Annotated in this window: 14 protein-coding genes and 1 tRNA gene; 7 read left to right on the top strand and 8 right to left on the bottom strand. The window is 66.8% G+C overall.

The window, feature by feature from the left end:
* Positions 1-444: 444 nt before the first annotated feature.
* Positions 445-654: a hypothetical protein gene (locus tag AB0F43_RS15900; protein WP_360476155.1), complete on the top strand. Its 210-nt coding sequence runs from the start codon at positions 445-447 to the stop codon at positions 652-654.
* Between the two features lie 7 nt (positions 655-661).
* Here AB0F43_RS15900 and AB0F43_RS15895 read toward each other — a convergent pair whose 3' ends face one another.
* Complete coding sequence (locus AB0F43_RS15895; protein ID WP_360476153.1) at positions 662-1,255, bottom strand: hypothetical protein; 594 nt, start codon at positions 1,253-1,255, stop codon at positions 662-664.
* A gap of 501 nt (positions 1,256-1,756) precedes the next feature.
* Positions 1,757-1,972 carry an MFS transporter gene (locus tag AB0F43_RS15890; RefSeq protein ID WP_360476810.1) on the bottom strand — a complete coding sequence of 72 codons (216 nt, stop codon included), beginning with the start codon at positions 1,970-1,972 and terminating at the stop codon, positions 1,757-1,759.
* Positions 1,973-2,132: 160 nt separating this feature from the next.
* On the opposite strand from AB0F43_RS15890, the gene AB0F43_RS15885 reads away from it, so the two are divergent.
* Genes AB0F43_RS15885 through AB0F43_RS15870 form a run of 4 tightly spaced genes read left to right on the top strand, consistent with a single transcriptional unit; the run spans position 2,133 to position 10,837 of the window.
* Positions 2,133-3,392, top strand: coding sequence for a helix-turn-helix transcriptional regulator (locus AB0F43_RS15885; protein WP_360476150.1), 1,260 nt, complete (start codon positions 2,133-2,135; stop codon positions 3,390-3,392).
* Positions 3,393-3,451: 59 nt separating this feature from the next.
* On the top strand, positions 3,452-4,696 hold the full coding sequence (locus AB0F43_RS15880) for a hypothetical protein (protein ID WP_360476807.1): 1,245 nt from the start codon (positions 3,452-3,454) through the stop codon (positions 4,694-4,696).
* The gene (locus tag AB0F43_RS15875; RefSeq protein WP_360476147.1) at positions 4,689-8,003 is read left to right on the top strand and encodes a hypothetical protein; all 3,315 of its coding nucleotides are present in this window, start codon (positions 4,689-4,691) and stop codon (positions 8,001-8,003) included. The genes AB0F43_RS15880 and AB0F43_RS15875 overlap by 8 nt, the downstream gene beginning before the upstream one ends.
* Before the next feature lie 11 nt (positions 8,004-8,014).
* Entirely contained in the window at positions 8,015-10,837 is a 2,823-nt protein-coding gene (locus AB0F43_RS15870; protein WP_360476144.1) for an RNaseH domain-containing protein, read from the top strand.
* Between the two features lie 412 nt (positions 10,838-11,249).
* On the opposite strand, the gene AB0F43_RS15865 is transcribed toward AB0F43_RS15870, so the two are convergent.
* Positions 11,250-11,326 (bottom strand) — tRNA-Met (locus tag AB0F43_RS15865).
* 113 nt (positions 11,327-11,439) lie between these two features.
* Here AB0F43_RS15865 and AB0F43_RS15860 point away from each other — a divergent pair.
* Both AB0F43_RS15860 and AB0F43_RS15855 read left to right on the top strand, forming a co-directional pair.
* Positions 11,440-12,405, top strand: coding sequence for a GNAT family N-acetyltransferase (locus tag AB0F43_RS15860; RefSeq protein ID WP_360476141.1), 966 nt, complete (start codon positions 11,440-11,442; stop codon positions 12,403-12,405).
* 115 nt (positions 12,406-12,520) lie between these two features.
* Positions 12,521-13,105 carry a hypothetical protein gene (locus AB0F43_RS15855; RefSeq protein ID WP_360476138.1) on the top strand — a complete coding sequence of 195 codons (585 nt, stop codon included), beginning with the start codon at positions 12,521-12,523 and terminating at the stop codon, positions 13,103-13,105.
* Positions 13,106-13,226: 121 nt separating this feature from the next.
* On the opposite strand, the gene AB0F43_RS15850 is transcribed toward AB0F43_RS15855, so the two are convergent.
* From AB0F43_RS15850 to AB0F43_RS15830, 5 genes are read right to left on the bottom strand one after another with little or no spacing between them, the layout of a single operon-like run.
* Positions 13,227-16,235, bottom strand: coding sequence for a UPF0182 family protein (locus tag AB0F43_RS15850; protein ID WP_360476135.1), 3,009 nt, complete (start codon positions 16,233-16,235; stop codon positions 13,227-13,229).
* Entirely contained in the window at positions 16,232-16,846 is a 615-nt protein-coding gene (locus tag AB0F43_RS15845) for a PPA1309 family protein (protein WP_360476133.1), read from the bottom strand. The genes AB0F43_RS15850 and AB0F43_RS15845 overlap by 4 nt, the downstream gene beginning before the upstream one ends.
* A gap of 43 nt (positions 16,847-16,889) precedes the next feature.
* Positions 16,890-17,927: a PDZ domain-containing protein gene (locus tag AB0F43_RS15840; RefSeq protein WP_360476130.1), complete on the bottom strand. Its 1,038-nt coding sequence runs from the start codon at positions 17,925-17,927 to the stop codon at positions 16,890-16,892.
* Positions 17,924-18,337 carry a hypothetical protein gene (locus tag AB0F43_RS15835; protein ID WP_360476127.1) on the bottom strand — a complete coding sequence of 138 codons (414 nt, stop codon included), beginning with the start codon at positions 18,335-18,337 and terminating at the stop codon, positions 17,924-17,926. Before AB0F43_RS15835 ends, AB0F43_RS15840 begins: the two co-directional genes overlap by 4 nt.
* A gap of 30 nt (positions 18,338-18,367) precedes the next feature.
* Complete coding sequence (locus AB0F43_RS15830; RefSeq protein ID WP_360476124.1) at positions 18,368-18,793, bottom strand: molybdenum cofactor biosynthesis protein MoaE; 426 nt, start codon at positions 18,791-18,793, stop codon at positions 18,368-18,370.
* Positions 18,794-19,302 lie beyond the last annotated feature (509 nt).

The following is a 19,302-nucleotide window of genomic DNA, read 5'->3' as shown; positions in this document are numbered from 1 at the left end:
GCTGCTGGGCGTCGCGGCGACGCTTGGCTACTGAAGCGGTGCGGGTTGCGGTCCAGACCCCGTTCGAGCCGGGCGGTTTCGCGTTGGCACGCCGAATCCGACGTGCCGAAGTGCGCTGGTGAACTGACCGCTGCGGAGCAGTTGCGCGGCGCCGGGGTCGATGAGTGCCGCTTCGAGCGTCTCGGTGAGCCGGTCCACGACCGTCGGCGAGGGCGCCCGGCCGAGCCGCTGGGCTTCGGTCCGAGCAGTGGCTACCGACGGTCTTGGCCAGGTGGTTCCGGGCAGCGGTGAACTCGTCGGGGGTCAACCCGTACAGCTCGACCGCCACCACATCCCGGTCCATCTGTCTACAAGTGCCCCGTCGGCGGCGCGCTCGCCACGCGTACGGCGGGCCGCGAGGGATACCGGTGCCTGAGGCAACCTTCCGGGTGAAGGAGGAGTCCGATGAGCGAGGCGAAGCCGACCCGCGGCGGCGGTATCGAGTGGACCGATGACGAGGTGCGAGAGCTGAGGGAGCCGGCCGAGGGCCACGCCCCCATCGGACTGATCAGCGTGCGGCTGAGGCGCAGCGAGGGCGCCGTCCGGGTGAAGGCCGAGGCGGAGGGCATGTCGCTCGCGCCGGCCAAGCGAGCGCAGTACGGCGACATGTCGTAGCGATCGGTCAGTCGGCGCGTTCCGCTTGGACGAGGCCGTCCGCGAGGGCGAGCGCGTGGAGGCGGCCGGGGCAGGCATGTGCGCCCGTGCCGAACGGTTGATCGGTCAGGTCGATCTCCACGATTGCGCCGTCCGGGGCTACCCGTCGGGTCTTGGGCACCGGCGGGTCGGTGCGGCCTGCGAGGGTGTGGGCGACCAGGGCGGCGGTCGCGTCACACGCCTGGACGAGCAGGGCGATTCGGTTGGCCGTCCGCTCGTCGTAGTCACCGAGGGTGTGCACAACGCGGTCGACGGCCTGGTCCGCGGCCGCGGTGACCGCGGTGTGCGGCTGGTAGCACCTCGCGATCACGGCGATGTCCTCGGCGACAGTGCTGGGCATTCCGAGGGCTTCTGCCAGTACTTCGACCGGACCGGTGCCACGCTGCAATGCGAGCGCTCGCAGAGCATCCGGGTCGATGGCGGCCAGTTCGGCCACGGCGAGCGCACGCCGGCGTTGATGAGTCGAACCGTTGCTGAACCGGGCGACGGACGCCCGGAGCCAGGCGATGCCGCTAGCGGCGTACGGCGTGGTGGGAACTCGGTAGTTCGGATCGGTGAGCACGACAACGACCGTACGGCGGGATCGCTTCGGTGCCGGCCGAACCGATCACCGGCTGCTCTCGCTGGGTAGCGCCGTCGCGCCGGGAGGTCGCTGACCGATCGCGACACGAGGGGGACCAGCGCGATGACGACGTACGCGATGCCCGCCACGATCATCACCGGCTGGATGCCGAAGGCGAGACCCAGTGGGGCCGAAGGCGAGTTGGCCAAGGGGGATCCCACGAACGAGCCGAGCATGTCGTAGGAGTAGGCGCGCGACAGCATCTCGTCGGGCACGTGTTCCTGCATGGCGAGATCCCAGCCCGGGACGAAGACCTGGCTGCCGAGACCGGCCAGGAACGCCGCCACTATCCCCGCCGCGAGGATCGGCTCGAAGCCCAGCACCAGCATCGGGATGCCTCGAGGGCGATGGCGACCATGCCCCAGCGGAGCGGGTGGTGGAACGAGATGCGGATCAGGATCAGCGAGCACACCAGGAAGCCGACCGCCTGGGCCGAGCAGATCAGGCCTCGGCCGGCCTCGCCCAGCCCGGTCCGATGACGACCACGAGTACGCCGCTCACAGCCGGGCCGAGCACCATCAGGGCGTTCTCGGGTACGGCGCTCACCAGGTTCGCGGCCTTGAACTGCTCGCGGGGAACCAACTGGGGCAGGATGCCTGCCAGCGCCGGTATGCGGGCCGCGGTGGCCGTGCCGTTGAGCGCCGCGAGGGCAGCGATGTGCCAGATCTCCCCGGTACCTCGACATCGGAAAAGCTGCTGGACTGCCGGTGTGGCCTGCGCGCATTGCAGGCGTTGCGAGATCCCGAACAGGCGAACGCCACGCCCTCTAATAGCGGCGTCCTTGCCCTTCGCTCCTTGTTCGACTTCGATGGAACCTGTGGCAGGTCTCCCCCGCGCAATCGAGCCCTCGCGTCTGGTCGCGCGGCGGACGGCGGCGGGGCTGTCTCGGGCTGAACTGGCCGCGCGGACCGGGATCTCGCCACGGATGATCTACTTTTACGAGCAAGGTCGGCATACGACCACACCATCGCGTCTGGAGAGGTTGGCCTCAGCTTTGGGGTGCGAGGCAGAAGCGCTCGCCGGCGTCCCGCAGGGACAGGAGACGCTGAGCGATCTGCGACACGCTACGGGGCTGACGCTCGAGGGGATCGTCAAGCTCCTCCGAGCCTCGGCGGTCGGCCGTGAACTGTGCGTCTCCGAGTCTCAGATCGCCGCTCTCGAAAGCGGACTGCCAGTCGAGGGACAGCACTGGCAGGATCCCGAGGTGACCGGCCGGCTGCTCGCTACGTTGGCGAAGGCCTACGCGGTGCCGATGCGGATGGTGCTCGACGCCTGGATGCGTACCCGGCCACGCGACCCCGTCCCGGTCCTGCATAGCGCTCCGATGCCTGCAGTCTCACAGGCGCCATTGGAAGTCTGGGAGTCGCTGAACGAGCGTCAGCAGATCTACTTGGAGGAGATCATGCGAGACGATCGCATGACCGAGACTGAGATGTGGATGCGCAGGGTGCAAAGACTACCTGGACCGCCGGCGACTCAGTGGCGAAAGCTTCCGTTGGCGCTCAGGGCCGCCCCATCGGTCGTCGGATACACCCGGCTGCAGGAACGCCTACGGCGACGCGGCCTACATGACCCGGGCACCGGCCAGACGGTACACGCCCTGGAACGCCGTGGCCTGTTAGTGATCGTCGAGGACTCTGTCGAGCACCCCGGCGCCGGAGAGGTCCAACGGGTCCTCGTCCAGCTCACCCGGCGCGGCCGTGCTGCCGCTCGGGCGGGTCTCGGGGAGCCGCGTCCGCAGGCACCTGGCACTCATCTACTGTCCGAGTGGCTTTGGGGGGTGCTGGCGCGCGTCGCGGCGGCCGAACCAGTGGGACTGGAAAGCGACGCGTTGGCGGGCCGTGCTCTGTTCTTCATCGGCGTCGGCTACCGGAACAAGCGCGGAGGCCGACCCAGCCGTGGACTGGTGGACGCGATGCCCGTCCAGGCACCCGGCGGCACTCATGTCGCCGAGTACCGCTGGCGGCTGACCCCGCTCGGTCGACGGCACCTGGCGGAATACCTTGACATCTACCGGGAGCTCTACCCGCGCGTAGACACCGCGGGACTTAGCTCCTCCTCGAGCGAGTCGTCCTAGCCTCGCCTGACGTCGTCCAACGAAAACTGTCGGCGCCCTCGTTTACGCTCCGTGCCGTGATGACTCCGCTGGACGAACGCGTACCGGCCTTCGACGAGGACCGCGTCCGCTACCTCGTGACCCGAGCTGCATTGCGCGCAGCGAAGGCGATGACCGCACCTGGGCTCGAGCCGCAGCAGCGGCTCGTGACCTTGATGGAGTGCCATGGCACGCTGCTAGCAGCGCGGGGCCCGCTCAGCCCCCTGCCCTTCGGCGAGTTCCGACGCGCTCTGAAGGGCGACTTGGTGTCACTGCTGCCTGAAGGGATCAGTCCGCTGGACCTGAGCGGACTGACTGTCATCGACCAGGACGGCCGGCTGACCGAAACCGCCTTCGATCTCGAGTTCGAGCAGCAGATGCTTCTGCACACGCTGCGGAAGCTCGACGGCCGCGCAGGTGCTGTGAGCGATCGCGACTTGCAGTCGGAGATCGATCAGGAGACAGCTTTTGCGTTGCTGAGCAAGCAGGGCGATCAGGACCTGTACGAGGCGGGCCGCACAGACCTGATCCGCCGCCCGTCCGGTCACGTGGACGAGCTGTGCGAGCTGCGCCTGCCGCCGCTGCTCATGGACCTCTATCAGGAGATCTCGCTTGACTCCCGGTATGACGGCTGGTGGTTTCCCTGCCCGATCTGCGACTGGCCGATGCGGATCGCTGTACGGCGCAATGCCGGCACCAAGGTGGGAGAAGCGCGCTGCTGGCACGGGCCGCACGCGGAAATGGGTGCCTCGTATCACTTCCGGCTGCCGGCCGCCGGGACTGCGCCAGTGCTGCTGCCAGAACCCGCCCCGCCTCGTCCCCTGGGTCGCGAGGCGGCCCTGCATCCAGACGTCGGCACGGTCCCCGAGGCGCTGCCGGTTGAGGGGCACAAAGCTCTCGCTCGCGGGATCTGGCGGTACACCACGGTTCCTGGTCTGCCCGAGCTCGCGCTCTACGACCAATTGACCCGACGGGGATTGCGCGCCTTTCTCTGGCCTGCTCTCGATTCGTATGACCTGCTCGTCGAAGGCAAATCCAAGACAGGTAGGAAGTGGTCGTTCAAGGTCGACGTCAAGGACTACACCTCGGCAAGGACCCTCGGGAAGCTCATCGATGCCCAGGAAGGTGACCGTGGCGGCGCCGACTGGCTCGTGGTCCCCGATCATCGAGCCAGCCAGCTACCACTGCTGTCGGGCGTGGCCGCGAAGTACAGGCTGAAGGTTGCGACGGCTTCCGAATTCGGTGAACTGGTCTGCAAGGAGGCAGGGGTGAGCTGGCATGAGTGAGGTGCCGATCAAGGACACCGCAATCTGGTCGTCTCTGGCTCTTGCGGCCCACTATTTTCCGCTGGCGGTCGATGGGGAAATCCGTCAGGCTGCCCCGTTCGCTCAGGCAGCGTTCCTGCTCTCCGGGAAATACCAGGCGTGGGATGGCTGGAGAGGGCTGCCTCACCAGGAGAAGCAGCGGATCGCCACGCTGTGCGCGATCGCGCCGCCCGAACTCGCAGACGTCCGGAGGTTTTCGGTGGCTGCACGGTCATTGCTCGCACAACTCAACGCACAAGAGACAGATGGCGGATCGGCGATGGCGCCGTTCGAGGTCGTCGGCGACAACCCGTTCACGGCACAGGCCGCGCTGCCCCGGCTCGGGGGTGACCTGCTCGGCTACGTCGATCGGGCGACTGCGCGTTTCCGACGCCCGAGTGCCCGGCCCAAGCCGCCCGAGTTCGCAGGACCTGGAACATGGCTGACCGGCGAGATCTACGTCCAGGGAGAAGGCCAGGTCCACGGCCGGCTGACGATCCCCAGCTACCCGCAGTTCACCGAGGCGCTCGGTCACGACCGTCTTCCACAGTTCACAAGCGTTCCCTACCACGCAGACCTGCGTATTCCCACGCCCGATCTGCTCGACCTCGCCGACAGGATCGACCAGCGCTACCCGGAGAACGCGCGCTACCTGCAACGCACCCTCGCAGGCCTGTTCGACGCGCTGAAGACCGCAGATACGGTCTCCCCCGCTGACGCGCTTCGGCTGACAGCCGGCGGCATGGAGATCTTCAACGCACCGACCGGCACCGGGAAAAGTGTTTTGGTCCGCGTCATGGCCGCATGGTTCGCCACCCGTGATCTGCGTGTCGCCATCGTTCTACCGGACATCAAATCCTGCCTCGCGATGACCTCGAAAGTCCGAGGGGATCTGCGCCACCTCCATCGAACCGAGTTCCTCGAACACGAACCGACGTGTGCCCACCTGATGTCGACGTCCGGCATGCATGACCGCGCAATCGATCTCGCCGGCCTGATCGACGAGGACCCAGAGGCGCCAGGCGAATGGGGCGTGCAAGGAGAACGAGATATTGATCAGCTGGCGTACGGATGTGCCCTGCGAACCTTCATCGAAGCGACCGGGGACTACCCGCCCGGCCGTGAACCGTGCCAGTCACTGCACCAGCAGGGTGTGGGGTCCACGGCCTGTCCTTGGATTCCGACCTGCGGCAAGTACGCCCCCGTGTACGAGGCCGCCGGCGCCAACGTCGTGATCATGAACCACTACGCCTTCATGCTCAGCAACCTCAAGATTGGCGTGAACCTCGACGGGCGTCCGGTGCGCGGCATGACTGTCGCCGAGTTCGCGCTGCGGACCTGCCACGCCGTCGTCGTCGACGAGGTCGACCAGTTCCAGTCCCGGGCCATCGACAAGTGCGCCACCGAGATCAAACTGCACTCCCGCCGGCATTGGTCAGCAGCACCTCAGGAGCTGGACACCGACACCAAACGGCTACGCATCAACGACGAACATGACCTCCTGCCCGCGGTCAGCCACGTCCGGCTGATGGCCGAGTTCCTCCTGCTCAGCATTTGCCAAGGCGCCCTCAGCCTCCATGTCATCGAGGACGAACGCGCGAAAGGCCGCGTCCCGGATCAGACCAGCACTCGCTGGCACCTGGCTCGAGCTCGCGACCGTACGCTGCTCCGGATCCTGTGGCCCCAGACGGAGAACGCCGACCTGTCCGAGATCCCCGCTGACTTCAACCAACGACTGAGCGCACTGATGCCACCGCGCTACCAGCGTCACGATCCACTCGCCGGGCCGACATCCGTACTAGCACCGGAGTGGCCCGAGGTCAGGGAAGCGCTCACTGCACTCGTCGCACCACGAGGCGAGCATCTCCTGGACGCCGTCAAGGTCGAACTGCACGAGGTCCTCACCGATGTCGTCAAGGACCCGCATCAACGTGCACAGGCCATCAACCTGCTGGTCATCCGGGCGGCGATGCTCGAACTGGACGAGGCCCTGTCCGAGCTTCAGGACAAGGCGCACGGCCATCGCTCGTCCGGCCTGCGCTCCGCCCAGAAAATCGTCGAGAAACTCCAGTCCAGTGCGATGTCGGCGGTGCAACCCGTCGGCATGCTGGGCCGCGCGCTCACCGGATACCGGGTCACGGGCCTCGACGACCGCGAGAAGAACGCTGCCCTCGTCGCCCAGACCATCGGCGGCGACCCGCACACGTTCACGGCCGAGCTCGGCGGGATCGTCTCGCTCGTCCTGGCAGGCGTCGAACGTCCGGTCATGGGCCTGTCTGCCACCTCCTACTTCCCCCAAGCCGTCCGCGAGCACATCCACGCTCCAGTTCGCTGGTGGATGACCGATGCCCAGGCAAAGTCCATCCGGGCCCGCAAGCATCGCATCGACTACGGCGAGGACCACCCCCTGTTCGGCGAGCCGATCAAAATCTCCGGCACCCATCCCAGCCGGAAGAAAGACGCCCTAATCGAACTCGGCAGCAATCTGTACGACCGCTACGTTCACCGTGAGCTCGAACGCACCGCCGTCGACGATCCGGACCGTGCGCACGTCCTGATTGTCGCCAACTCCTACCAACACTGCGGCTGGCTCGCACACGGAATCTCCCGATCCGGACGGTTCGACGGCGGGCTGTGCGTCGCAGTACGGAAGGAGGATCGCCACAGCGCCGATCCGGACCTGCCCAAACAGAGCGTGGCCACGCGGCTGACTGCCGAGGAGTTCGAGGAATTCCCACAGCACGGCAAGATCCTCGTCGTTCCGCTGTCTCTCATTGCCCGCGGGCTCAACATCGTCAAGGGCACCCGGTCTGCGGTCCGATCGGTCTATCTGTGTGTGCGCCCGCTCGCCCTGCTCGACGACTCTGCCGAGATGTACGGCAGCATCAACGCCGCCGGTGTAGGTGCGCTGCCGGTCGACGGCGTCCCAGATCCGTCGATGGCCCTGGCGAGGGCCTGCGAAGCGGCTTGGGATCGCTTGTCGCTGATCCTGCGGACCGCCCCGCAGTTCACCGCGATGCACAAGTCGCTGCAAGAAGAGATCGTCGCAGGCATGATCGTAGACCTCATCCAGCTCGCCGGCCGCGCCCGCCGCGGCGGCACCGAAGCGGTACTGCATCTGGTCGACTACGCGTTCCACGAGGACACCTGGAGCGCCGACCTGGAAACCGTCCTCCGACGCATGCACTCCCAGTGGCCACCCGAAGTACGCCGACGTATGAACGACCTATATGGCGAGGCGCTCAACGCCTTCCTGTCCTACGCCGGAATCGAAACCAGCACCCGATGAGACGAGACGAAGTGACGAACAACGACCGCGCCTCCGGCAAATACCTGAACACCCTCGCCTTCCGCTGTACGCCCGAACTCGTCGGCGGCTCCGTCGTCTACGTACGACAGTTCGACGACGAGACGTGGAAGCTCTGGGACGACTTCAACACCCAGTGCAAGCGGAAGTACGGCAACGACGACGCCCAGGCGCCGTACTCGATCGCGACCACGGTACTCAGCATGACGGGAAGTGGGTACGTCTACCTCGGCCCGGGCCGGACTGAGCGATTTCTCGCCTCGCTCCATCCGATCGACGATAGACTGCTGCGCCGCGTCTTCACACTGACCTACCACCTTGCCCTCGGCGAGGACGTCACCACGATCGATCTCGGCGCCCCACCAGAGCTGTCCAAACGGATCGCAGACACCCCAGAAGTGGCCTACCAGCTAGCCGAATATCTCGAGCCGGCCGACAACGCCCAGCCGACGGCGCCCGGCTGGCTGTATCGCACCATCGCCTGGGAGCTGTCCCGGCACCTCGCCGCCGAACCCTGGGCGATCTCCGACAGTAGGAGCATTCGGCTTCGCCCCGATACCACTGGTGGTCTGGTCGCGCTTGACGATCCTTGGGAGAACGATCAAGGCGGCCGCTTCGCCCTGTCCCGGACGGCTCTGAAGCTGAAGACGATGCCCAATATCAGCAATCCAGTGCTCCTGCTCAGCTCACGGGTGACGCGCATCTCCTCGTCGCTCGTCTTCTCCAAGACCGCTCTCGCCGAACAGTCCGGGCCCGGACGGCCTCTGCTGGAGTTCACGCTCAACGGCCGCGGCGGCGCCCGCACCATCAACCGTCTGGCCCTCCAGGCTCTCGGACGGTTGCAGATGGATTATTCGATCCTACGTACCATCCACGAGCGGTCACAGCGGGAGCAGCGACTGTTCAACGCCGCAAGAGAGCGCAAGGAACCGCCTCACTTTCCTGCCGAACACCCCGGCCAGGTATGGCCTGTCCTGCCCAAGAACTACCCCTTCCCCATCGGTACGGGAACGGGCATGCAGCACCTGCGGCTGCTGTACCAGCACTTCACAAAAGTATTCGCCGCCGAGGCGAGGCCGCTGGAGATGGGCGAAGTCAAGATGGCCATGCCGCACCGCCCGACCGACCCGGAGAACATCTCGAAGCGCGAGTACGAGCGCCGCAGGGCCGAACGCGAACAACACCCGAATCCGAAGTCGCTCGGCCCGATCAAGCAGCGAGGCACTCTGTTCCCAGCACCCGAGGCCATCCTTGCCTCTGTCCAGGCTGTCGGCCGCGCGCACCTCCGGATCGTGTGTCTGTGGTATCGGGACGAAACACGGCTGCGGATGCTCGATACCTTCTGCAAGTCGTTCGGGCTTTCTCCGGACGGACTCGATCCGCGCAACGGCGACCCGCTGCCCCTGTACGGCGACAAGGTCGTTGCCGTGTTCCACAACGCCGCAAGCTTCCTCGCACCCGGACGACTTCCCGACGGCCGCCGGGAGGCGCTGGCCGAGCTCGGGGCAGCTCTACAGCCACAGGCTGGTGTCCTGGTCGGCGCCTGGTGCGAGACCGAGATCCCACTAGTGGACGACACCGGCGTGAACCCCGACGACATCGACGGCAAGCCACAGTCCAAAAAGCTTCTTGCAGCGCTCGGGGTGTCAACGCAGTACCTCAAAGGCCGCGACGACCAAGGCACGGTTATCCAACCCACGGCCAAGGATGACCACCCCGCGGAGAAGGCGCTCCTGGATCTCTACCGTTCGCTCGGCATCCTCGACGACCGCATCGCAAACGCTCTCCGGCCGGAGAAGGCGGGCTATGCCGTCGATCAGATCGCGCACGTCGGCATCCATGTAAGGCAGCAGAACCGGCGCAAAGGCGAGTTCGGTCACCCCAAGGTGGTGATCACGGCGACGGCGCTCGTTCCCCCCAAGGAGGCCGACGGCACCTGGACGATGCTCGGCTGGAGCTCGACCAGCCCGAACTGGCAGCATTACCACCTGGCGCAACCGGCCTTCCACGCCAGTGCGTACCCGGAAATTGGTGGCGACAAAGCTACCTATCGGCAACGATGGGACGGCGCAGCAGAGTCCATCGAACATGCCCTCGCCGACCTGGTCGACGAGCTACATGGCACGCCGTACGTCGTCACGGTGGACGAGTCGACATCCAGGCGTATGTGGGACGGCCTGCAGAACGGGCGTCTGGGCGGCTCTCCCGAGGCGCGCAACAGCCGCTACTGGCTGCCAGGCAACACGCTTCACCAGGACGAACGGCCGCGGGCGATCATCCGCATCAATATCGACGCCGATGAGGTACCCCAGCCTGTCGGGAGTACCCACCTTGCGAAGGGCGAAGACAGCGCCCCGAAGGATCAGGCCACCGCAACGACGCTGTACGAGGTCACGACAGATTTTGGCAGTCCGGTGTGGATCCTTCCGACCGTGCCACGCTCCTATGACGGCGCCAAGGCAGGGCGGCTAGGAGCGGAGTACACCCGATGGGACGCCAAACGCTCTGTTGCCTCAGACAACAAAGAGGACCGACGCAAAGGAGAGATGCCGCAAAACTGGTACTCCATGAAAGGAACTGAGATCTACCCGCTTACCTGCGCCGACGACGTCTCGGCCAAGGCCCTCGCCATCACGACCGCCAAACTGTGCCACCAGGCCCAGTTCTGGGACTCGCGCACGCGTTACCCCGTTCCTCTCCACGCCGCCAAGCAGATGGACGAGGATCATCCCCAGTACCGGCGGACGGTCGCCTACGAGGAACAGGTGGCACCCGAGCCGGGTACCGCGGAACATGAGTACGACCGTGTCAGGTAGCAGCCCGGCATGTGGAGAATCCGGTGGTCTCCCGCCTCAGCCCTGGCCTGCTCGGCCGTGGGGAGATTGCCCAGACCCCGCCGCTGCTCATTGCAGCGGAACGGCGTGGTCTGCAAATTCAAGCTGCCCGAAACAGGTCGAACGCTAGGCTACCCTTTCCGGCTGGCGCTGTTGTGGTCCTTCGCGGATCGGAACTACGAGAGGTGCCCCGGAACGTAAGTCGTGACCATGCGCCAGCCGGATCGGACACGAGCCGAACGATCACGCCGGGCAAACCCGGCGACCCACGCAGTCACCTCAGATCAACCCTATTGAGGCCCAGTAACGCGGTGGCTAGACCGTAGCCGACCCGAAGCAGCGCGAATGACGAAGGCCCCCCGACCGAGGTTTTGCCTGGTCAGAGGGCCTTCTTTGGTAGCGGGGATAGGATTTGAACCTATGACCTCTGGGTTATGAGCCCAGCGAGCTACCGAGCTGCTCCACCCCGCGTCGTTGTGGTTTTAGGTTAGTGGATCGGGGCTGAGCAACCAAATCGGCTCTCGGTGTGGCTTCGGGTGAGTGAACCCGTGGCAGCAGTGGCCGGGACGGCGTACCTTCCGGGTATGTCCCGACACGTCATCCGCCCGTTCGAGGAGGCGGACCTACCTGCAGCCGCGCGACTGCTCGTGGAGCGGCACAAGGAGCACCGGAAAAGGCATCCGCTGTTGCCGGCCGAGTATGAGGACTGGCAGTTCGCCGTGGTCGAGGTCACAGCCTTGTGGGAGAGCGAGAGCGCGTCCGGTGCCGTGGTGGCGGACGGCGACGAGCTGACCGGCTACCTGCTGGGTGCACCCAAGCTGTCGCCAGTCTGGGGTCCGAACGTCTGGGTCGAGTCCGCTGGTCACGCCGTACGCGAGCCTGAACACATCCGCGACCTGTACGCCGCTGCGGCCGCCAAGTGGGTCGACGACGGCCGGATCGCGCACTACGTACTGGTGCCAGACGACGCAGAACTGGTGGATGCGTGGTTCCGACTGGGCTTCGGCTCGCAGCACGCCCACGCCGTGCGTCCTGCGCCTGCTAAGCCTTTGACTGCGCCATCAGGTCTGACAGTACGACGTGCCTCGCGCGATGACATCGCTGTGCTTGCGGAGCTGGACCTGGTCCTGCCGCGACACCAGGGCCTATCCCCGGTGTTCTCCGCCGGGGAACTCCCCACGCTGGATGAGGCACTCGCCGACTGGGAGGAGTCGATCGACGACCAGGACTACGCGACGTTCGTTGCCGAGTACGACGGTCGCGTGATCGGCTCGTCCGTCGGGTGCTCGCTGGAGAAGTCCAGTGCCCACAGCGGTCTGGCTAGACCGGACAACGCCGGGTTCCTCGGGTTTGCCGCCGTACTGCCGGACGCGCGGGGGCACGGTGCCGGACGAGCGCTGGGTGAGGCTGTGCTGCAGTGGTCTGCCGACACCGGCTACACGTCGGTAGTCACCGACTGGCGGGTGACGAACCTGTTGTCGTCGCGGACGTGGCCTCGGCTCGGTTTTCAGCAGACGTTCCATCGGCTGCATCGGCTGATCGGGTACTGAGAAGCTTTTCCACAGGTTCGGAATCGCCGGCCGGGAAGCGCGGCGATCGGTGCACCTTCTAGGGCAAGAAGACGTCTTGCAGCGGGCAGGGCGTCGACGTCCTCAGGAGGCAGCCATGTCGCGTTCTTCCCTTGGTTCCCGAGTCGTGCCGGCGACCCGTCGTATCGTGATCGGGAGTGCGGTCGTCCTCGCCTCACTTGGCGTCTGGACGACCACCTCTGCCGCGGCGAGCGTCGCCGAGCCGCGACCCGGGTACCTCGTGGCTCCCCCATCGACCGAGCAAAGGGCATGCACCTTGGACGGCTTCGTGATCGAGCACCTTCCCGACGGCATCGGTACGCCGACCGACTTCGAGTACGAGTGGGAGGACATCAGCTTCCACAGCCGGGTCTGGGAGACCGGGCCGGATCCCGAGGGTGCGTACAAGGTGGACCTGACGGTGAAGACTCTGCGCGGCGAGAAGCTGACAGATCTCGAGGCGCTGAAAGCCTTCCTGGCCGAGTACGAGGAGAAGGACCCGGAGACCTGGGACCTGCACGCGGTCAAGGTCGGGGAGTACGACGGCCTGCTCGCGGACCACGAGGTTTTCTACTTCATCGCGCCGGGCCTCGCGGCGGAGGTGTCACTCGATCGCGAACGCTTCGCCGAACAGGATCTCCTGGCCACCGCGGCCGGCTTCCACCCGGAGCCCACCAGCTGACGCGGTGTGCCCTGCCCTGATAGGCCATCCGGTGCCTTAGGCAACTGGTGCCGCGGGCAATGCAACGGGGCGGCGACGCCGACTGTGGTCGGTGTCGCCGCCCCGGGTGAGCAGCCGCTGATCAGCCTGTCGGCGATGACGGTGGGCTCGACGGTGCCGCCGTCGACGGCGCCGGCGTCGACGGCGTCGACGGTGTGTTGGTCGGCGCACCACTCGGAGACGGTGTGCTCGGCGTCGGCGCGTTTCCTGCCGCGACGGCGCGGTCGATCGCCGTCTTCATCCGGGCGACTTGCTTCTGGTACTCGCCGAGGTTCCCCGCCTGCAGGGCTGCCTGGGCCGCCGCGTACGCCGCCTGCGCCTCGGCCAGCGCCTGCTTGACCGTCTGGTTGGGGGTCGGCTGGTTGGGCGTCGTCGGCTGGTTCGGCGTCGGCTCACCGGTGCTGACGTTGGTGTTGAAGACCTTGGTGAGCGCCTCCGACAGCGTGCTTCCGAAGGCGACACGCTCTCCGAAGGAGACCAGCACGTAGCGCAACACCGGATAGCTACCCGGTCCGCTCGTCCGGACCGAGTACACCGGCTGGACGTAGAGCAGACCACCACCGAGCGGCAGTGTCAGCAGGTTGCCGAACTGTGCTCTGGCGCCACTGGTCGGCTGGTTGATCGGGAGCAGCGCGGTTCTGATCCCCTCGTCGGTCTGGAACTTGTTGAAGACCTGTCCCGGACCGGGGATCTGCACGTTGCCGGGCAATCGGAGAATCCGGAACTTGCCGTAGTCCGGCGATGTCGCCTCGGCATCGACGGCCATGAACGCGGTCAGGTTCTCCCGTTCCGCGTTCGGCACGTAGACCGAGGTGAGCGAGAACCTGGGCACGTCCTCACCGGGCATCCGCAACGAGAGGTAGAAGGGAGGCTGCTTGATTTGAGCCGACGAGTCGGCGCCGGCGGAGACTGCGGTCGGGTCCGCCGGAACGCGCCACAGGTCGCTGTTCTGGTACCAGGTGGTCGAGTCCTGAACGTGGTACTTGGCCAGCAGGTCACGCTGGACCTTGAACATGTCCTCTGGGTAGCGCAGGTGCGCCATCAGCGCGGGCGAGATGTCCGAGCGCGGCTTGACCGTGTCCGGGAACGCCTTCATCCACGTCTTGAGGACCGGGTCGCTCTCGTCCCACGCGTACAGCTCGACCGAACCGTCGTACGCGTTGACGACGGCCTTGACCGAGTTGCGGATGTAGTTGATCTCCTCGCTCGGCTGCTGCGCGATCGTGCCGCGGCCGGTGGTGGTGTCCCGGGTGCTGTCGTCCAGAGCGACCTTCTCGGAGTACGGGTAGTTCGCCGAGGTGGTGTAGCCATCGACGATCCAGACGACCTGGCCGTCGACGATGGCCGGGTACGGGTCGCCGTCCGGAGTCAGCCAGGGCGCGGCCTTCTCGACCCGCTCGCGCGGGCTGCGGTCGTAGAGGATCTTGGACTCGGGGTTCACCCGGCTGGACAGCAGGATGTTCGCGTCCCGGAACTTGGTGGCGTAGAGCAGCCGGTTGAAGAACGAGCCGACCGGGACGCCGCCCTTGCCGGTGTAGGTGTTCAGCGTCGGGTCGCCGCCGTTCGTGCCCTCGGGTGTGTCGAGCTCGACCGGCTGGCCACCCTTGGGCCCACCGACGATCGAGTAGTCCGGGGACTGCTCGCCGAAGTAGATCCGCGGTTCGTACTTGCCGAGCTGGCCGGTCGGCGGCAGGTCCTTCTCCGACCACACCGGGGTACCGTCGGCGGCGCGCTGGTTACCGTTCGCGGCGACGACACCGTAGCCGTGGGTGTAGACGGTGTGGTCGTTGTTCCAGTTGCGCTGACCAGCAGGCAGTCGGTCGACCTGCACCTCGCGGACCGCGATCACGGTGTCGTTGACCTTGTCGCCGATCTTGTACCGGTCGACGTCGAGGTCGGTCGGGAACGAGTAGAAGCCACGGACCTGCTGCAACTGCTCGAAGGTCGGGCCGACCACACTCGGGTCGATCAGCCGGATACCCGGCAAGACCTCGGCATCTCCCGCCAGATCGCTCGGGGTCGCCGTCGACTTCGCCGGGTAGTTGATGACCTGGGTGCCCTCCAGGTCGTACGCCTGGCGCGTCGCCTCGATGTTCTTGGAGATGTACGGCGCCTCACGCACCGGCTCGCTCGGCCGGACGCGCAACTGCTGCAGCGCCGCCGGCCACAACGCGCCGAGCAGGATCGCCGACAAGATCAGTACGACGGTGCCGACGCCCGGAAGCAGCCAGGTCCGGCGTACCACGTTGGCGAAGAACAACCCGGCGCACAGCACAGCGATGACCGCCAGGATTTCCTTGCTGGGCAGGACCGCGTTGTCACCTGTGTAGGAGATACCGGTGAACAACCGGCTGTCCGAGGTCGTCAGTCCGTAGCGGTCCAGCCAGTAGCTGAACGCCTTGAGCAGAACCAGCAGACCCAGCAGGACGGAGAACTGCACCTGCGCCGCGCCGGAAGCCTTTTGCCCCTTCGCGGAAGGGCGGAAGCCGCCGTACAGGTAGTGGGTGATGATCGCAGCGACCAGCGACAGCAGCACGATCGAGTAGCCGAAGCCGAGCAGGACGCGCAGCCACGGGTAGTCGAAGACGAAGAACGCGATGTCCTTGTTGAAGTGCTTGTCGGTCACACCGAACGGAGTCCGGTTCCGCCAGGCCAGGAAGACCTTCCACTCCCCCGACGCCGCCGATCCGCCGAACACCAGCATCAGTGTCGCGATCACCCCGATGGCGATCTTCCCGCGCTGCTGCAGCAGGTCGCCGTACCGTTCGAAGCCGGGGCTCGGCGACGGCGCGAGGGCGACCCGCGGCCGGGTGCGGTAGGCGATGATGATGTTCGCGACCACGGCCGCCGCCATCAACAGGCCGATCACCACGAACAGCAGCACCCGGGTCCCGAGCACCGTGCTGAACACGGAGCCGAGATCCACCGAGCGGTACCACAGCCGCTGGGTCCAGACGTCGGTGAAGACGCTGAACAGGATCAAAAGGACGATCAGCGTCGCGATCGTCGGCAGCAATGCCCGGGGGCGTCCTCCAGACGTTCGCGACGTCCGCCGCGGCTCCTCCGGCATGTCGTAGACGCCGTCACTCATGATCGGTTCTCCTCGTCACTCATGCCGTCGACCCCAGGACCTTCGCCCGGCCGGCTGTCGACCGAAGGTTCGAATGTCAAAGACAGTACTTCGCACAGCGTGGGGACCAAGTCGGTGCCGGTCAGTACGGCGCTGTCCTCGTCATGTGAGCGCAGCCGGACGGCTCCGAACCGGTCGCCTTCCCGAAGGACCGCGGCGACCATCCGGACCTCGTGCCGGCGTGGATCACTGCCGGCCATTCGCGCGAGCTCAGCGTCGGTCTCGGCGTCGGAGAGGCCGGCTTCGGCCGCAGCCGGCAGCACGACCCGCTCGATCGCGAGTGCACAGCCGCTGACGCCGTCCGGCCACTCGATCCGGCCGAGCGCGTCGGCCAGGTGCTCGTCCTCGAGACCGCCGGGCAGTTCGCCCTGGGCGACCGGGGTCAGCGGCTGGGACGCATCCTCGGCGCCGAGCTCGACGGCCAGCTGCGGCTCGGCGCGCAGCAGCTCCGCCGTGGGGACCAGCGCGAACAGTTGCGCGGGCTGGTCCCAGCCCGCGCTGCTCACGTGCTTCTCGATCTCGATCACCGCGCGACTGAGCGCGTCGGGAGGCAGAGTGTCTACGGAGTCCATGCCGCCAGATCTCCCCTTCGGCTGGCCGGTACGTTCAGGTGGCTCACGGCGTACATGTCGGGACCGTTCCGCTTCCGCTGCCGATCGCCTTGAGGGCGCTGATCGCTTCGCTCAGCGTGCTGACCTTCACCAGCTGGATGTCCTTCACGTCCGCGTGCAGCGCGGCCTCGCAGTTCGGCGCCGGGACCAGGAAGACGGTCGCACCGTCCTCCTTGGCGCCGGCGATCTTCTGCTGGATCCCGCCGATCGCCCCGACCTGGCCGAGTGCGTCGATAGTCCCGGTCCCGGCGACGTGTTTGCCCTCCAGCAACGCGCCCGGTGTCAATTTGTCGTAGATCGCCAGCGCGAACGCCGTACCGGCACTCGGGCCGCCGATGTCCTGGCCGAGGTTGACCGTCACCTTCACCTGCGAGTCGATGCCGATGGTGATGCCGACCATCGGGCGGGTGGCCTCACCCGGCGTGGCCGCGGTCTTCAGCTGCACGGTCTGCTCAGCGGTACCGCGGCGGATCAGGAAGACGACGTTCTCGCCCACCTTGTGCTTGCGGACGAGCTCGCCCACCTGCGAGACCTGCGAGACCGTCACACCATCGACCGCCAGCACGACGTCGCCGGCCTTCAGCTTGCCGTCCGCCGGGCTGTCCTTCGCCACCGTCGAAACCTTCGGGTGGAACGGCACCTTCGCTGCCTGCAAAGCGGCCGCGATCGCGCTGTCCTGCGATCCGGTCATCTCCGCGGTGTTCTGCTCCTCGACCTCGTCCGCGGTCTGATCCGGCGGATAGATGATGTCGCGCGGGAACAGGTCGTGGTGCGGGTCGAGCCAGTTGCGCATCGCCTGCGGCAGGGTGAGCTCACGCCCCGGGGAGGTGACCGACACAGTGGTCAGGTCAAGCTGGCCGGACGTCGGGAACGTCTCGTGCCCGGTGATCTCGATGACCGGCTTGCCTTTGCTCTCGCCGAGGGTGTTCTTCACCGGCCCCGGGCTGAACGAGACGAACGGCACCGGGAAGGCGGTGAGCAGCCCGAGCGAGATGACGAGCACGACGATCGAAGCAACCAGCGTGGCGGTACGACGTGTCACGAACCCTGCCCTGCGATCTTGGTGGAACCGAACGTCTCGGCCGAACCGAGCTTCCGGGTAGCGGAAAGCGTCCCTGCTGACTCCAACGCTCCAGCGGCCCCAGGCGTCCCGGCGCCGGCGCCACCGAAATCGGTCGCGGTGGCCGACGCGGACCTGTCGACTGTCTCACCGGCCTCAGGGGTGTCGGCGGCCAGATTCTTGCGGGTACGGCGGAGAAGGCCGCGACGTCGGTCCGGGGTAGCCCGCGGGCCCGGTGCGGCAAGTGCCTCGTTGAAGCGGCGGAAGTCCTCGACCGATGCGAAGGCACCGCCGGACCGGCGCGGACCACGGCTCCGCCCGCGCCACGCCGCCCAGCACATCGCCAGCCCCGTGGCGACCAGCGGGAACGCCAGCCACGCCAAAACCTTCATCCGGCCACCTTCATGCGCCCAGCGTACGTGTCAGTGAGCGCCGACCCACTCGCTGGCACCGTCGCTGAAGTGCTGGTGTTTCCAAATCGGGACCTCGGCCTTGAGATCGTCGATCAGCCTCCGGCAGGCCGCGAACGCCACATCGCGATGCGACGCGGCCACGGCCACGATCACCGCGGCGTCACCGATCTTCAGGTCCCCGGTCCGGTGTACGGCGGCCAGCGCAGTCACAGCCGGGTCGTCGCAGACACGCTGCGCAACCGTCCGCAGGTGCTCGAGCGCATCCGGGTGCGCCTCATAACTCAGACGATCCACCGGCTTCTCGTCATCGTGGTTGCGCACCGTACCGATAAACAGAGCAGTCCCACCGGCAGTCGGGTCAGCGACAGCAGCCAGCACCTCATCGCTGGACAACACACCCTCCCGAATGTCCAGCAACCTGATCGCGTCACTCATCCGACCCTCACTCCCACGAAAACCCTCCACCCCCACACCTAACCACGATCCCCCCACCACCTCCGCAATTCTCCTCCATCGCACCCCAACCCCCACACTCCCCACCACCACACACCCCGCACGCCGCCCGCCCCATCGACTTCCCCACCCCGATCTCCACGCGCCCCGCGCCCCCTCACCCAAACCCCGCACGTCGCCCGCCGCATCGACTCCCCCACCCCGATCTCCACGCGCGCCCCGCGCCCCCTCACCCAAACCCCGCAAGCTGCCCGCCCCATCGACTCCCCCACCCCGATCTCCACGCGCCCCGCGCCCCCTCACCCAAACCCCGCACGCCTCCCCACCTCGCCCACCCCACGCAGCACCAGAATCTGCCATCCCGCCGGCACCCAGCCCTCACCCACCTCCCTTCCCACCGGGCCCCGATCCGCCGAACCGCACCCTCCGTCCTTCCGCTCCGCCGGCTGGCTCGCCCGCCCCTACCAGCACTCGCCCGGGGTTTCTCCTGG

Source organism: Kribbella sp. NPDC023972 (assembly GCF_040639075.1).
In the GTDB taxonomy this organism is placed as follows: Bacteria; Actinomycetota; Actinomycetes; order Propionibacteriales; family Kribbellaceae; genus Kribbella.
The sequence above is the reverse complement of the archived record's forward strand: the minus strand, read 5'-3'. Positions and strand labels throughout refer to the sequence as shown.